The organism is Stenotrophomonas sp. 86156_Sma, from assembly GCF_056481625.1.
The window spans coordinates 4,206,281-4,220,868 of sequence record NZ_CM151157.1; the positions used below are offsets into that span (position 1 = coordinate 4,206,281).

The 14,588-nt window shown below is 66.6% G+C and carries 11 protein-coding genes; 5 read left to right on the top strand and 6 right to left on the bottom strand.

Annotated features, from left to right (window positions below):
• Nucleotides 1-3: 3 nt before the first annotated feature.
• On the bottom strand, nt 4-1,302 hold the full coding sequence (waaA, locus tag ACZK33_RS19490) for a lipid IV(A) 3-deoxy-D-manno-octulosonic acid transferase (RefSeq protein WP_049398381.1): 1,299 nt from the start codon (nt 1,300-1,302) through the stop codon (nt 4-6).
• 60 nt (nt 1,303-1,362) lie between these two features.
• On the opposite strand from waaA, the gene ACZK33_RS19495 reads away from it, so the two are divergent.
• Nucleotides 1,363-2,280 carry an LpxL/LpxP family Kdo(2)-lipid IV(A) lauroyl/palmitoleoyl acyltransferase gene (locus ACZK33_RS19495; RefSeq protein ID WP_049398382.1) on the top strand — a complete coding sequence of 306 codons (918 nt, stop codon included), beginning with the start codon at nt 1,363-1,365 and terminating at the stop codon, nt 2,278-2,280.
• 146 nt (nt 2,281-2,426) lie between these two features.
• On the opposite strand, the gene ACZK33_RS19500 is transcribed toward ACZK33_RS19495, so the two are convergent.
• From ACZK33_RS19500 to ACZK33_RS19515, 4 genes are all read right to left on the bottom strand, one after another.
• Nucleotides 2,427-2,876, bottom strand: a complete 450-nt coding sequence (locus ACZK33_RS19500; RefSeq protein ID WP_423175208.1) for an REP-associated tyrosine transposase — start codon at nt 2,874-2,876, stop codon at nt 2,427-2,429.
• Between the two features lie 203 nt (nt 2,877-3,079).
• A complete protein-coding gene (locus ACZK33_RS19505; RefSeq protein WP_049398384.1) occupies nt 3,080-4,411 on the bottom strand; it encodes an O-antigen ligase family protein in 1,332 nt (443 codons plus the stop codon).
• Nucleotides 4,392-5,507 (bottom strand): glycosyltransferase, encoded by a 1,116-nt coding sequence (locus ACZK33_RS19510; RefSeq protein WP_032129103.1) that lies wholly within the window; start codon nt 5,505-5,507, stop codon nt 4,392-4,394. Before ACZK33_RS19510 ends, ACZK33_RS19505 begins: the two co-directional genes overlap by 20 nt.
• 15 nt (nt 5,508-5,522) lie before the next feature.
• Nucleotides 5,523-5,720 (bottom strand): zinc-finger domain-containing protein, encoded by a 198-nt coding sequence (locus ACZK33_RS19515; protein ID WP_005410967.1) that lies wholly within the window; start codon nt 5,718-5,720, stop codon nt 5,523-5,525.
• A 421-nt stretch (nt 5,721-6,141) separates the two neighbouring features.
• Here ACZK33_RS19515 and ACZK33_RS19520 point away from each other — a divergent pair, with 421 nt between their 5' ends.
• From ACZK33_RS19520 to ACZK33_RS19535, 4 genes are all read left to right on the top strand, one after another.
• Nucleotides 6,142-9,486: a GH92 family glycosyl hydrolase gene (locus ACZK33_RS19520; RefSeq protein ID WP_423175209.1), complete on the top strand. Its 3,345-nt coding sequence runs from the start codon at nt 6,142-6,144 to the stop codon at nt 9,484-9,486.
• The gene (locus ACZK33_RS19525) at nt 9,483-10,217 is read left to right on the top strand and encodes a basic secretory protein-like protein (protein ID WP_049421780.1); all 735 of its coding nucleotides are present in this window, start codon (nt 9,483-9,485) and stop codon (nt 10,215-10,217) included. The genes ACZK33_RS19520 and ACZK33_RS19525 overlap by 4 nt, the downstream gene beginning before the upstream one ends.
• Nucleotides 10,218-10,423: 206 nt before the next feature.
• A complete protein-coding gene (locus tag ACZK33_RS19530) occupies nt 10,424-11,239 on the top strand; it encodes a hypothetical protein (RefSeq protein ID WP_071228138.1) in 816 nt (271 codons plus the stop codon).
• Entirely contained in the window at nt 11,236-11,688 is a 453-nt protein-coding gene (locus ACZK33_RS19535; RefSeq protein ID WP_478453761.1) for a hypothetical protein, read from the top strand. Before ACZK33_RS19530 ends, ACZK33_RS19535 begins: the two co-directional genes overlap by 4 nt.
• 496 nt (nt 11,689-12,184) lie before the next feature.
• On the opposite strand, the gene ACZK33_RS19540 is transcribed toward ACZK33_RS19535, so the two are convergent.
• The gene (locus ACZK33_RS19540) at nt 12,185-14,476 is read right to left on the bottom strand and encodes an NADP-dependent malic enzyme (RefSeq protein WP_032129106.1); all 2,292 of its coding nucleotides are present in this window, start codon (nt 14,474-14,476) and stop codon (nt 12,185-12,187) included.
• Nucleotides 14,477-14,588: the final 112 nt, after the last annotated feature.

Consider the following 14,588-nt stretch of genomic DNA (forward strand, 5'->3'; position numbering starts at 1 on the left):
GGCTCAGCTGCGCGGCGGCGGCAGATGTGGCGCGACCAGCGCCAACGTGCGCTGCAGGGCACCGCGGCCATTGCTGACCAGCGTGCATCCAGCACGGGCCATGTCCTCGCGCGCCGCTGCGTCGCCCAGCAGGTGCTGCAGCAGGTCACCTACCGCCTGCACGTCCTCGCCGATCAGCAAGGCACCGGCCTCACGCATGCGCCGTGAGATCTCGGCGAAGTTGTGCAGGTGCGGACCGGTCACAGCGGCAGTGCCCATCGCCGCCGGTTCCAGCAGATTGTGGCCACCAATCGGCTGCAGGCTGCCGCCGACGAAAGCGACCTGCGCGCAGGCATAGAACGGCATCAGCTCGCCCAGGGTGTCGATGACGAATACATCCGTGCCGGCCTCCGGCCATTGCTTCGCGCGACGGGTCGTCACGTTCCAGCCCTGCTCGCGCGCCAGCGCCTCCACCTTCGGGAAGCGCTCGGGGTGCCGCGGCGCCCACAGCAACAACAGGTCGGGGTGCTGCTGGCGCAGGCGCCGATGCAGGTCGATCACCGCCTGCTCCTCACCATCGTGGGTACTGGCCGCGATCCACACCGGGCGCCCGGCGGGCACGCAGGCGTGGAACTGCTCGACGAAGCCCTGCACATCCGGCGTGGCGATATCGAACTTGAGGTTGCCCAGCGCCTGCACCTGTTCACGCGCAGCACCCAGCTGCACGAAGCGCTCGGCGTCGTCCTGCGACTGCGCGGCCACGCAGGTGACGGTGCGCAGCGCACGGCGGATCAGCGCCGCCAGCACCCGGTAACCGCGCAACGAACGCGCGGACAGGCGGGCGTTGAGGATGTAGACCGGGATGCGACGGTCGCGGCAGCCGAACAGCATGTTCGGCCACAGCTCGGTTTCCAGGATCAGTGCCAGGCTGGGCTGGAAATGGCCGAGGAAGCGGTTGACGCTGCCCGGTACGTCGTACGGCAGATAGACATGGTCCAGCGCGTCTCCCCACAGCGCGCGCACGCGCTCCGAGCCGGTCGGGGTGATGGTGGTGATGACCCAGCGGATGTCCGGACGCTGCTGGCGCAGGGCATTCACCAGCGGCGCGGCGGCATTGACCTCGCCCACCGAGACCGCGTGCAGCCAGACCCGCGGCTGGCCGGTCGGCTGCGGATACGAGGCATAACGCTCGTCCCAGCGCCGGAAGTATTCACGGACCCGGAAACCGCGCCAGACTAGGTGGTACACGGTGATCGGCAGCAGGATGTAGAGCACGGCCGAGTACAGGCCGCGCAGGATCCATTCGACAGGGTCTTTACGCATGCGGCAAGGATACGGGAGCCCCCCGGGAAAGACACGCAGCCGGGTTGGTAGAATGGCGCCATGTCAGATGCCACCACCGCCGTCCGCCCGTCGCTGCGCGATCCCCGCAACTGGCCGATGTTCGCCGCCATGCTCGGCGCCTTCGCCATCGCCCGCCTGCCGTGGATGCTGCAGCGTGCGCTCGGCCGGGGCGTCGGCTGGATCAGCTGGCGCCTGCTCGGCAGCCGCCGTCGCGCCGCCGAGGTCAACCTGCAGCTGTGCTTCCCGGAGAAGGACGAAGCCTGGCGCCAGCGCCTGGTGCGCGACAGCTTCGACGCGCTGGGCGTGGGCGTGCTCGAGTGCATCCGCGCCTGGTGGGGCAGCATCGACCGCATCCGCCCGCAGGTGAAGATCGAAGGCCTCGAGCATCTGCGGCAGATGCAGGCCGAAGGCCGCGGCGTGCTGCTGGTCTCCGGCCACTTCATGACCCTGGAGATGTGCGGCCGCCTGCTGTGCGACTACGTCGATCTTTCAGGCATGTACCGCAAGCACAAGAACCCGGTGTACGAGTGGGCGGTGAAGTTCGGCCGCCTGCGTTATGCCAAGGCGATGTTCGCCAACGAGGACATCCGCGCGACTGTGCGCCACCTGAAGAAGGGCGGCTTCCTCTGGTATGCGCCGGATCAGGACATGCGTGGCAAGGACACCGTGTTCGTGCCGTTCTTCGGCCATACCGCATCCACCATTACCGCCACCCACCAGCTGGCGCGGATGACCGGCTGCGCGGTGATTCCGTACTTCCACCGCCGCGAGGGCGGGAAGTACTTCCTGAAGATCGGCGCACCGCTGGAGAATTTCCCCAGCGAGGATGTGGAAGCCGATACCACGCGGGTCAACCAGGCCATCGAAGAAATGGTGCGCGAAGCCCCGGACCAGTACCTGTGGATCCATCGGCGGTTCAAGCGCCAGCCGGGCGGGCGGAGCGATTTCTACAAGTAGCGGTGGGAGGGATGGCTTCATCCACGCATGGCGTGGATCTACTGCCTTGTGCGGCTTCATCCGCGTATGGCGTGGATTCAATGACGTGGGGCATTCTGAAGTAGATCCACGCCATGCGTGGATGCTCTTCGATTCCGTGCCGGGATTCACAACGGCCAGCGGCACCAGGCGTACGGGTACTCCCCCATCACGCACGCCAAGCCCGCACGGACCGGATTGGCCAGGATGTACATCGCCTTCTCGTGAAGGGATTCATCGCTGCGTACGGCGTGATCGTGGTAACCGTGCTGCCACAGCGACCCTCGCCGCTCCAATCGCCGATTCAGCAGCCGGCTGCTGCGTGATTTGAGCAGGGCCATGCACTCGGCCAGGGTTCCCCCGCGCAATTCCATCAACCAGTGCAGATGGTCGGGCATCACCACCCAGGTGAAGCTGTGGCTCACCCCCTTGCGCTCTACGAAGCGCAGTGCCTCAACCAGAATCACTACGTTGGAAGCATCGGCAAAGAAGGGTTCACGATCGAGGGTTACCGTAGTCAATGAATAGACGTTACCGGTGCAGGAGTAACGACCGTAGCGGAGTCTTGGGCTGGCCATGGCCTCTGCGTGCGATACACACGGAGGCACGGCTAGTGGAGGTTGGCGCGTGTTTGCGTCGGTAAAGCCCCATCCACGCATGGCGTGGATCTACTACGGCGACGTTCGTTCGGTGACCGCCCCATGCACGCCATGGCGTGGATCCACCATGGGGACGTTTGTTCGGTACGTGGAGTAGAGCCACGCCATGCGTGGATGGACGATCACACCACCGTCGGCGTGTCGTCCGTTTCGCGGGCCAACAGGCTGCCGGCGAACAACGCGGCCAGCATCACCGTCAGCCCCCCCCAGAACGCGGAATAGAACGCCAGATGGGTATTGAGCGGGAATACGGTGACCGCCAGCGCCAGCATCGCCGGGCGGGCCCGGTCACGCGCAGCCACCGGTGCATAGCGCCAGGCCCGCCAGGCCTGGGCCACCGCAGCCAACCACAGCAGCAGGCCGAGCACACCGGTTTCCGCCAGGATCTCCAGCACGATCTGATGGGCATGCAACGCCGGGGCATCGCCCCACACCGCCGGTTCGTCGCCAGACACGCAGGCCGGATAGGCATCGCGGAAACCGCGCGCGCCGACCCCGTTGATCGGGTGCTCTTCAATCATGCAGGCCGCGGCGTCCCAGATCCGCGCGCGCCCCGACAACGCCTCGTCGACACCGCGTTCGCTCCCCTCCCAGGCCATCGCCGTACGTGCGAAGCGCTCACGCAGCTGCGGCACGCTGGCGGTCAGCACACCCGCTCCGAGGACAGCGACCAGCCCCAGCAGCACCAACCGCTTCCAGCCGAACTGGCGCACGCCGCTGTAGGCCAGCACCAGCGCGAAGGTGATCCACGACGCGCGCGAGCCGGCCAGCAGCAGCACGCAGCCCAGCGCCGCCGCAGCCAGGACCCACCCTGGATTGCCGAAGCGGCGCGCCAGCGGCAGCAACAGGAACGGTGAGAGGCTGGCCAGGACCTGGCCGAACTTCAGGTTGCACGGCCCCAGCGCGCCACTGAGGCGATCGACCCATGCTGCCTCGCTGGCCGGGCACAACGCGTGACCGCTTACTGCAAACTTCAGTTGCTCAAGTGACCAGAACCACGGACTGGTACCCACAACCGCCTGCACCAGTGCATCCAGCGTCCACGCAGCGGTAATCAATGCGAGGCCACCGAAGGTCAGCCGCCGGCGTTCCGGCGTGGCCACGGCGATCGCCACCAGCCACATGAAGGGCAGGTAGCGCAGGCCGGCGGCCGCCTTGGTCCACGACGCCGCCGGATCGATCGCATCGAAGGCGGAGAACGCCTGCGGCAGCCAGTAACCGAGGAACAGGATCGAGGTCAGCGCCCACGCGGCGGGTGTCAGCAGGTGCGGGCGGCGCTGCAGGCGGCGCATGATCATGCGCACCGCGGCATACAGCGCGCCAAGACCCAGCACGGTTTCGGCGATGCCCGGCAACGGCCACAGCGCCACGTACGCCAGCACCCACCAGGGCGCCCAGCGCCCGGCGCGGTCCTCGCGCACGAGGGTTGCGGGGTCAGCCGGCGAGGTCGGCATAGAGGCGGAGGGTGTCGCGCTGCATGGCCTGCAGGGTAAACGGGATGCGGGTCGGCAAGGACGGCGGCTGCGCCAGCAGGGCCAGCGCACGTTCACCCAGCGCCCGTGCATCGCCCAGCGGCACGGCGCCGGCCGGCTGCAGCTGCTGCAGCAGTTCGCCGACGCCGCCATGGTCCCAGCCCAGTACCGGGCGACCGACCGACAACGCTTCTACCACGGTGCGGCCGAACGCTTCGGGCTTGTCCGAAAGCTGCAGGACCAGATCGCTGGCCGCATAGGCCTGGGCGATGCGCGCGGTCGGCGTGCTGATCTGCACGGCGTCGGTCACGCCCAAAGCAGCCGCCTGCCGGCGCAGGTCGGCCACGTAGGCTTCACGGCCGGGTTCATCGGTGCCCAGCATCCACAGCTGTGCCGGCACACCGGCCGCGCGCACATCCGCCAGCAACTGCAGCGCATGAGCATGCCCCTTCAGCCGGGTGCCCCGCCCCGGCAGCAGCAGCAGCGGGCCCTCAACCTGCGCCAGCCACGGGTAATCGGCTGCCAGCGCCAGTCGTGGCCGACGGTCGGCGCGGGCCACGCGGGGAAACTGTGCGACATCGACGCCGCGCGGAATCACCTGCAGCCTCGCTTCGGGAACCGTCGGGTAGTGCCGCTGCACGTAGTCGCGCACGGTGTTGGACACGCAGATCACGCGTTCACCGCTGGTCATCACCGCACTGTAGCGGCTGGGCGAGTTCAACCCGTGCACGGTGGTCACCCAATGCGGGCGCTGTGCGGCAGGCATCGCGCGGATCGCGTACAGGCCCAGCCAGGCCGGCAGCCGCGAACGGGCATGCACGATGTCGGCGCCAACTTCAGCGAACAGGCGGCGCAGGGTCGGCAGGTGGCGCAGGGTCAGCAGCGACTTGCGGCCGATATCAAGGGTGAGGTGCTCGGCACCGCTATCGAGCAGCGGCTGCACCAGGCGGCCACCGGCGGAGACCACCAGCGCACGATGGCCGGCAGCGACCAGGGCCGCAGCGATTTCCAGGGTCGAGCGCTCGACACCGCCGGAGTGCAGCGCCGGCAGCAACTGCACCACGGTCAATCGGCGCATCGAAGGGGCGGCCGCTTAGTCGGCCAGCACGAACACGGAACCGCAGTACGGGCACTGCGCTTCGCCGTTGGGCTCGTCTTCGATCGGCAGGTACACGCGCGGATGCGAGTTCCACAGCGCCATTTCCGGGGTCGGGCAGCTCAGCGGCAGATCGCTGCGGTGCACGGTGTAGCGCTTCTCGGCGTTGGCGGGCGCAGTGGCGGTATGGCTCATGGCGGATGTCGATGAACGGGTTGCGAGGCCTGTGATTCTAGCATCTGGGCCGCCCCGACATTGCGCCGCAACGGGTCTTTGCGCGTACCGGGCCGATTTCCTGCAGCCTTGCATGCCACCTCGGGACGGGGTGCCGGTGGAAATTCCCGATCGATCCTGCAGGTTCACGCCGAAAATCCGCCGACAACGATATTTCCCGCATTTGGATCGAACTAAATGGCACTTGTCAGGTTGCCACGGCTGTTGCAGGATCGGGCCAGGTCGTAAACCGGCCCACTCCAATCCGACCCGATCGCATGGCCCGCCCCCACCGGACCGGCATCGCTTCTTCCACTGCCATCCCGGCGGGCGGAGCGATGCTGTCCGTGGTGTCCGCCGATGCGGGTTCTGCCCGCCGCCTGCCCTTCCGGGAGACCCTTGCATGACCCTGTCCGATCCACGCCGCGCCCTGCTTCCGCTTGCCCTGGCCCTGGCCTGTGCGACTACCGCGATGCCGGTGCGGGCACAGGGACTGCAGACCTCGTTCGAACCGGGCCAGCCGGCTCCGGCACCGGCCGCAGGCGCACTGCAGGTCACGATCGGCAACGGCCCTGCTGCGCCTTACGCCGCCAAGCGCAATGCGGGCTACAGCGGCCTGCATGCACTGCGCTACAGCAGCGAAGGCGGCAGCGCGCGACGCGAGCTGTTCAAGGCGGACATGACCATCGAGGCCGATACCACCCTGTCGTGGCTGGTGCTGCCGGAGATCGTCGGCAAGGACACCGTGGCCTCGACCTATGTGTCACTGGACCTGCTGCTGGACGATGGCAGCCGCGTTTCGGCCAGCGCTGCACGCGACCAGCATGGCGTGGCCATCGGTGCGCGCGCGCAGGGCGATTCGAAGACGCTGTATCCGCAGCAGTGGGCGCGCAAGGCGGTGCGGCTGGGCGGCGTGCCCGCGCTGAAGGGCCGCCGCGTGCTGGCGATCGAACTGGAGGTGGCCAGTGCCGACGGTGCACCGGTCTCGGGCTGGATCGATGACGTGCGCCTGGACACAGTGCCACGTCATCAGCCAGCGCGCGTCTCCGACTGGGTGCTGACCACCCGTGGCACCCAGGCCAACGGCACCTTCTCGCGCGGCAACAATTTCCCGGCCACCGCGGTACCGCACGGCTTCAACTTCTGGACCCCGGTGACCGATGCTGGCGCACTGAACTGGCTGTACCGCTGGAACGAACAGAACGACGCACAGAACCGCCCGCAGCTGCAGGCGCTTGCGCTGAGCCATCAGCCCAGCCCGTGGATGGGCGACCGCCAGACCTTCCAGGTGATGCCCTCGGCCAGCCGTGGCGTGCCGGAGGCCGACCGTCGCAAGCGCGCGCTGTCATTCGAGCGCAGCCATGAAAGCGCGCGCCCGTATCGCTACGACGTGCGCTTCGACAACGGCATCGCGGCCGCCATCGCGCCGACCGATCATGCCGCGCTGTTCCGCTTCGAGTTCCCCGAGGGCGGCGACGCCAACCTGCTGTTCGACAATGTCGATGGACGCGGTGGCCTGACCCTGGACGCTGCCACGCAGACACTGTCCGGCTACACCGATACGCGCAGCGGGCTGTCCAACGGCGCCAGTCGCATGTACGTGGTGGCCAGCTTCGACAGGCCGTGGCGCAGCAGTGGGCGCCTCAACACCGGCCGACCGACCGGTTACATCAAATTCGATGCCGGCAGCGACCGGCGGGTGACCATGCGCATCGCCACCTCGCTGATCTCGGTGGAGCAGGCACGGCACAACCTGGCCCTGGAAATGGCCGCAGCCGATACGCTGGAAAGCGTGGCCGGCCGTGCGCAGGATGCATGGGATGCGCGCCTGGCCCGTTTCGACATCGGCGATGCCAGCGACGACCAGAAGACCACGCTGTACTCCAGCCTGTACCGGCTGTTCCTGTACCCCAATTCCGGCCATGAGAACGTGGGCAGCGCCGCCGCACCGGAGTGGCGCTACGCAAACCAGGCCAGCGCCAGCAATGACAACACCGAGGGCAGCGCGACCCGCAGCTATGCCGCCGTGCGCGACGGCAAGGTGTTCGTCAACAACGGCTTCTGGGACACCTTCCGCACCACCTGGCCGGCCTATGCGCTGTTCACGCCCGACGATGCCGGGCAGCTGGTGCAGGGCTTCATCGAGCAGTACCGCGCCGGCGGCTGGATCGCACGCTGGTCGTCGCCGGGCTACGCCGATCTGATGGTCGGCACCAGCTCCGATGTGGCCTTCGCCGATGCATGGCTGAAGGGCGTCGGCGGTTTCGATCCGGCCGAGGCCTATGCCGCCGCGCTGAAGAACGCGACCGTGGTGCCGCCGGACCGCCATGTCGGCCGCAAGGGCATGAACCGTTCGACCTTCCGCGGCTATGCCAGTGCCGACGTGCACGAAGGCATGTCGTGGACGATGGAAGGCGCACTCAATGACTTTGGCATCGCCAACATGGCCGATGCCCTGGCCAAGCGCGCGACCGCGCCCGCCGCACGCGAGCGCTACAGCACCGAGGCCGACTACTTCCGCCATCGCGCCGCCAGTTACGCGACGATGTTCGATCCGGCGGCAGGCTTCTTCCAGGGCCGCAAGGCCGATGGTCGCTGGCGCGTGGACGCCAAGGCCTACGATCCGCGCGTGTGGGGCCACGACTACACCGAATCCAATGGCTGGACCTTCGCCTTCACCGCCGCCCATGACGGCGAAGGCCTGGCCGCGTTGTATGGCGGCCGCGAAAAGCTGGCGGCGAAGCTGGATACCTTCTTCGCCACGCCGGAAACCGCGGACCCGGCACTGGCCGGCTCGTACGGCGGCACCATCCACGAGATGACCGAAGCACGCGACGTGCGCATGGGCATGTACGCGCACAGCAACCAGCCGGCGCACCACATCCCGTGGATGTACCTGTACGCCGGGCAGCCGTGGAAGACCCAGCAGCACGTGCGCGAGATCCTGTCGCGGTTGTACGTCGGCAGCGAGATCGGCCAGGGCTACCCGGGCGATGAGGACAACGGTGAAACCTCGGCATGGTACGTACTGGCCTCGCTGGGCCTCTACCCGCTGCGCATGGGCGCCCCGGAGTACGTGATCGGCTCGCCGGCATTCGAGCATGCACGGGTGGAGCTGCAGGGTGGCGCGGTGCTGACCGTGAACGCGGCCAACAACTCGCGTGAGAACGTCTACGTGCAGTCGCTGAAGATCAACGGTACGCCGTGGACGAAGACCTGGGTGCCGCACGACCTGATCGCCAAGGGCGCGACCCTCGACTTCGTGATGGGACCCCGCCCCTCGCGCTGGGGCAGCGGCGTGGACGATGTGCCGCGCTCGTTGACCGCGCGCGGCCAGCACCCGCAGCTGCTGCACGACCTGCTCGGCAGCGGCGCGAAGGCGACGCTGGCCGATGGCCGTGCCCTGCCCGCGCTGGTCGATGACGATGCCGGCACCACGGTGGGTCTGGGCGCCGGTGCAACCATCGCGCTGACCGGCCTGGCCGAGGGCACCCCGACGATGTACACGCTGACCAGCGGTGACGGCCGCATCCAGGGCGGTGAGTGGACGCTGGAGGCGCGCAACGGCGGCGGCAGCTGGGCCGTGCTCGACCAGCGCAGCGGCGAAGACTTCGAATCCGCCCGCCAGACCCGTCCGTTCCGCATCGCCAAACCCGGTCGTTACAGCGAGTACCGCCTGCGCCTGGCGGCACCGGCACGGCTGCCGCTGGCGGAGATCGAACTGCTGGCGGCCGGCACCGTACAATGAGCTGCATGCGCTTCCGTCTACTGCCTCTGGCCCTTGTTGCCCTGTCCTTCTCAAGCTTCGGCCAGACCCAGGCGTTCGATACGCAGCTGACCCGCGACGGCGTGACGCTGAACTACCAGGACGCCCGTGGCGCCCTGGCCGCACCGCAGCGCAAGCGGGTGATCGATACGTTCTTCTTCGCGTACCTGCGCGAACGTGCGGACTTCCATCCCGCTGCGCCGTCAATGGTGCGCATCGTGATCGATCCGGCCTACACCGGCATCGCCTTCGTCGGCGACAAGGACCAGGCAGCGACGATCACCATCAATCCGGGTTGGCTGGCGCAGCATCCGAACGACATCGACCTGGTCACCCACGAGGCGATGCACATCGTGCAGGGGTATCCCGGCTACGGCGATGCACGGGTACCGGGCTGGCTGGTGGAAGGCATCGCCGACTACGCGCGCGACCGCTACGGCATGGACAACGCCGCCGCTGGCTGGGCATTGCCGGTGAAGGTCGAGAAGGGGCAGAACGTCGACAGCGGCTACCGGGTGACCGGTGCGTTCCTGAAGTGGGCGGAGGCGGAACATCCCGGCCTGGTGCTGGCACTGGACAAGGCCCTGCGCGACGGCCGCTATGCACCGGCGCTGTGGCAGAAGCACACCGGCAAGGCACTGCCGGCGCTGTGGGCGCAGTACGCCAAGCCGCGTTCGGATGCACCGGCGCCGGCACGGCGCGGCAAGCGCTGACCGCAGGTAGCACCGTGGCTTGCCCGGCGAAACGCCTGTTTCGCCGCGCTGCGCGCCCGCCTGGCATGGCCCGGCATGACCTGCCCAACGGGATCTCATTACGATCTCACGCGGAGTAATCCGACAAGTCGGATAGGCGCCTGTTCACAACAGCACGCGGCAGCAACCGACATCGTGACTGAGCGAGGGTCGCTAACCTTGCTTGCATGAAAATCAGAACCAAGGTCGGTAGGCGCAAAGCGGTCGTTGTGCTGGTGACAGGAGCAGCCATTGCACTGATCACGACCGCGATCTGGACGAGAAGCAACACGCCGAGCGTTCTCGCTGTTGCCCCCCAAGAGCAGCAGACCGTACGGGTTCGTATCAACGGAAAAGATGCTGCGATCGAGACGACGCAGGCCGCAAGCGTTGCCGCCGCCGGGACTCAGTTGATTGCAATTCGCCGAAAGTTGTCGCCCCAGCAGGCCCTTCTGCTGGCGCAGGACATAGCGCGTTGCACAAACGCCGCAAGCTTGGCGGAAACAGACATTCCGACGGGACTGACTCCCGACCAGCAGCGTGAGTTCCGGGAAAACGTTCTGGGTGACTCAGACTGCTCCGCTCTTGAATCAGAACACTCCATCTATGACCTCGCCTACTACGCGGCGTCAGACGGCGACTCCACTGCGAAATTGATGTTCTCGGGACTGGCGTCTCATCAGTTCGACGATGAGCACTCCATGTTCGATGAAGAGCTCGTCAAGCGATTCAAGGAAGCGACAGTGAGATTCCTCAACGAAGCCGCGGACTCGGGTGACAGCAATGCCCTGATGCTTCTTGCGGCCACCTTTGAGGATGGCCTGCATGTGCCTCGCGATGCAGCACGCGCACACGCCTATGCGCGCGCATTCAGCCAGGCCAGTGGCGGCAAGGGGCTTCGCTATGCCGAGCGGCTCTGGAGCCAACTCTCACCGGACCAGCAACGGGAATCGAACCGATGGCATATCGAGATATCGAATCGAAGAAAAGGAGAAATGAAATGAAAGGAAAGTCGAAACGCAATCGCTGGCTGATGATCGTGGTCGCGTGCCTGGGAGGCGCAGCAATCGCAGCGTCGGTTGGGAAATTCTACTGCGGCAAGTCTTGCAGTTTCGATGGACCCTACCTACAGGACGGTGAAGCACATGGATTCCTCCGATCAACGATCAATCCAAAAGTTGATTCTTGGATTGACGCGAAAGGATCCCCCAAGACTGTGGAGCTTTGCAACGGCAGCGTCTGCGCGAAATATCGCTACAGGAAAGGAACTGTGCTGTGGGAAAAGATCTCTGAGTACAGCAGCAACTGGGTTGGCTCCAACGTAGGTGGAGGAGGTGGCGGTGGCGACGGAGGCGGCAGTTTTGGTGGCGGAGGTGGCTGGGGATATGGTGGCGGTGGCGGTGGCGGTGGCGGCGGAAGGGTGACCATCGGAGATATTTCGGTAGCTCAATAGCTACCACTGCGGCACACCTTGGTTGCCACGTTCGCTCAGTAGCGCCAGGCCACACCCGGCGAAATGCCTGATTCGCCACGCTGCGCGCTCGCCGGGCATGGCCCGGCGCTACCACATCGCTGCCTCAGCGCGACCGCACGAAGCCGGCATAGAGCGCGAACAGCTGCTGGAAGTACCGCCGCGTCACTCGATTGCGCATGACACCCTCGCCCATGAAAAGTTGGTCGGGCCCAGGGTGGGAAGGCCGGTCCGGTCCCTTCCCACGGCCGGGCCGCGTGGGCGTATTGGGCCGCAACGGCGTTGCAGGGACATGACCGGGCGGCGTAGCGCGTGTGGCACAGGCCGGCTGGCGGTAGAGCCGGCCGCTGGCCGGCTGCGGTGGTGGTGGACATGATTGCGGTTGCTGGCCAGCGGCCGGCACTACCCGTTTTCGCTTTGCGGAAGCAGAAACGCGCCCCGGGGGGCGCGCTTCTGCAGCTGACGCTGGAAAGAAGGCTTACGCCTTCTTTTCCGCTTCCAGCTGCTTGCGGATCTGCGCATCCACCGCCGCAATGGCGGTCATGTTCAGGATCCTGCGCGAGGTCGCGCTGGTGGTCAGGATATGCACCGGCTTGTTCACGCCCATCAGGATCGGGCCGATCGCCACGCCGTCGGTGAACACACGCACCAGGTTGTAGGCGATGTTGGCCGCTTCCAGGTTCGGCAGCACGAACAGGTTGGCTCGACCCTGCAGGGTCGAGCCCGGCAGCAGCTTCTGGCGCAGCGCTTCATCCCATGCGGTGTCGCCCTGCATTTCGCCGTCCACGTTCAGACGCGGGTTGCGCTTGAGCAGCAGCTCGCGCACCTGGCGCATCTTCAGCGCGTCCTTCGAGTCGTGGCTGCCGAAGTTGGAGTGCGACAGCAGCGCCACCTTCGGCTCGATGCCGAACAGCTTCATGCGGTAGGCCGCCTGCAGGGTCGCTTCGCACAGCTGCTCGGCGGTCGGGTCTTCCTGCACGTGGGTATCGACGAAGAAGAACACGCCCTGCTGGTTGATCACGCCGGTCATCGCCGAGGTCGAGGTGACCTTCGGCTCCAGCGGCAGCACGCTGCGCACGTAGCCCAGCTTCTTGTGGAAACGGCCGACGATGCCGGTCAGCATCGCATCGGCTTCGCCACGGGCCACCATCACTGCAGCGATCAGGGTCGGGCGCGAACGCATCAGGTTCTTCGCCGCGGCCACGGTCACGCCACGACGGCCGGTCAGGCCGTGGTAGTACTGCCAGTACTCGTTGAAGCGCGGGTCGTCGTTGATGTTGGTGACTTCAACGTTCTCGCCGATCTTCAGGCGCAGGCCGAGGCGCTCGATGCGCGACTCGATCACTTCCGGGCGGCCGATCAGGATCGGGTGCGCCAGGCCGTCATCGACCACGTTCTGCACCGCCTGCAGCACCACTTCCTCTTCGCCCTCGGCATACACAACGCGCTGCTTGTCGCTGCGCGCGCGGTCGTAGACCGGCTTCATCATCAGGCTGGTGCGGTAGACGAACTGGGCCAGCTTGTCGCGGTAAGCGCCCATGTCGTCGATCGGGCGCGAGGCCACGCCCGAGTCCATCGCGGCCTGGGCCACGGCGGCCGACAGCTCCACCAGCAGGCGGCGGTCGAACGGGCGCGGGATCAGGTATTCACGACCGAAGCTCGGGGTCTCGCCGCCATAGGCCGAACCCATGTCGGTGGCCGCACGACGCGCCAGCGCCGCAATGGCGCGCACGCAGGCGATCTTCATTTCCTCGTTGATCGCGGTCGCGCCCACGTCCAGCGCACCACGGAACAGGTACGGGAAGCACAGCACGTTGTTGACCTGGTTCGGGTAGTCCGAACGGCCGGTGCCGATGATCGCGTCCGGACGGGCGGCGCGCGCCAGTTCCGGCATGATTTCCGGAGTCGGGTTGGCCAGCGCGAAGATCACCGGATCCGGCGCCATGGTCTTGACCATGTCGGCAGTCAGGATGCCCGGCGCCGACAGGCCCAGGAAGATGTCCGCGCCGTCGACGATCTCGGCCAGGGTGCGCTTGTCGGTGTCGCGCGCATAGCGCTGCTTTTCCGGGTCCAGGTCGGTACGACCGGTGTGGATCACGCCCTCGCGGTCGAAGGCCAGGATGTTTTCCGGCTTCAGGCCCAGCTGCACCAGCATGTTCACGCAGGAAATGCCGGCTGCGCCCATGCCCGTGGTCGCCAGCTTCACTTCCTCGATCTTCTTGCCGGTGATCGCCATGGCGTTGAGCACGGCCGCACCGACGATGATCGCCGTGCCGTGCTGGTCGTCATGGAACACCGGAATCTTCATGCGCTCGCGCAGTTTGCGCTCGACCACGAAGCACTCCGGCGCCTTGATGTCTTCCAGGTTGATGCCGCCGAAGGTCGGCTCCAGCGAGGCGATGATGTCGACCAGCTTGTCCGGGTCGGTTTCATCCACTTCGATGTCGAACACATCGATGCCGGCGAACTTCTGGAACAGCACGCCCTTGCCTTCCATCACCGGCTTGCCGGCCAGCGCGCCGATGTTGCCCAGGCCCAGCACCGCGGTGCCGTTGGAGATCACCGCCACCAGGTTGCCGCGGGCGGTCAGCTCGCTGGCCTGCTGCGGGTCGGCCTTGATCGCTTCACAGGCGTACGCCACGCCCGGCGAATACGCCAGCGACAGGTCGCGCTGGGTCAGCATGGGCTTGGTAGCGGAAACCTTGATCTTTCCCGGCGGGGACATCCGGTGGTAATCGAGGGCGGCCTGTTTGAAATCTTCGTTGGACATCGATGTGGGTTACATGAATGGGCAGAAGGGACAGGGGATGATACCCCCGTTGGAGCGTCTGGACCTGTCGCTATCCTGTCGCAGGCATGCTGCGACCGCACAATTCCGTGCC

Bases quoted from the DNA above. Each gene is read 5' to 3' on its own strand.
- waaA (WP_049398381.1), bottom strand. From the start codon at position 1,302: ATGCGTAAAGACCCTGTCGAATGGATCCTGCGCGGCCTGTACTCGGCC.
- ACZK33_RS19495 (WP_049398382.1), top strand. From the start codon at position 1,363: ATGTCAGATGCCACCACCGCCGTCCGCCCGTCGCTGCGCGATCCCCGC.
- ACZK33_RS19500 (WP_423175208.1), bottom strand. From the start codon at position 2,876: ATGGCCAGCCCAAGACTCCGCTACGGTCGTTACTCCTGCACCGGTAAC.
- ACZK33_RS19505 (WP_049398384.1), bottom strand. From the start codon at position 4,411: ATGCCGACCTCGCCGGCTGACCCCGCAACCCTCGTGCGCGAGGACCGC.
- ACZK33_RS19510 (WP_032129103.1), bottom strand. From the start codon at position 5,507: ATGCGCCGATTGACCGTGGTGCAGTTGCTGCCGGCGCTGCACTCCGGC.
- ACZK33_RS19515 (WP_005410967.1), bottom strand. From the start codon at position 5,720: ATGAGCCATACCGCCACTGCGCCCGCCAACGCCGAGAAGCGCTACACC.
- ACZK33_RS19520 (WP_423175209.1), top strand. From the start codon at position 6,142: ATGACCCTGTCCGATCCACGCCGCGCCCTGCTTCCGCTTGCCCTGGCC.
- ACZK33_RS19525 (WP_049421780.1), top strand. From the start codon at position 9,483: ATGAGCTGCATGCGCTTCCGTCTACTGCCTCTGGCCCTTGTTGCCCTG.
- ACZK33_RS19530 (WP_071228138.1), top strand. From the start codon at position 10,424: ATGAAAATCAGAACCAAGGTCGGTAGGCGCAAAGCGGTCGTTGTGCTG.
- ACZK33_RS19535 (WP_478453761.1), top strand. From the start codon at position 11,236: ATGAAAGGAAAGTCGAAACGCAATCGCTGGCTGATGATCGTGGTCGCG.
- ACZK33_RS19540 (WP_032129106.1), bottom strand. From the start codon at position 14,476: ATGTCCAACGAAGATTTCAAACAGGCCGCCCTCGATTACCACCGGATG.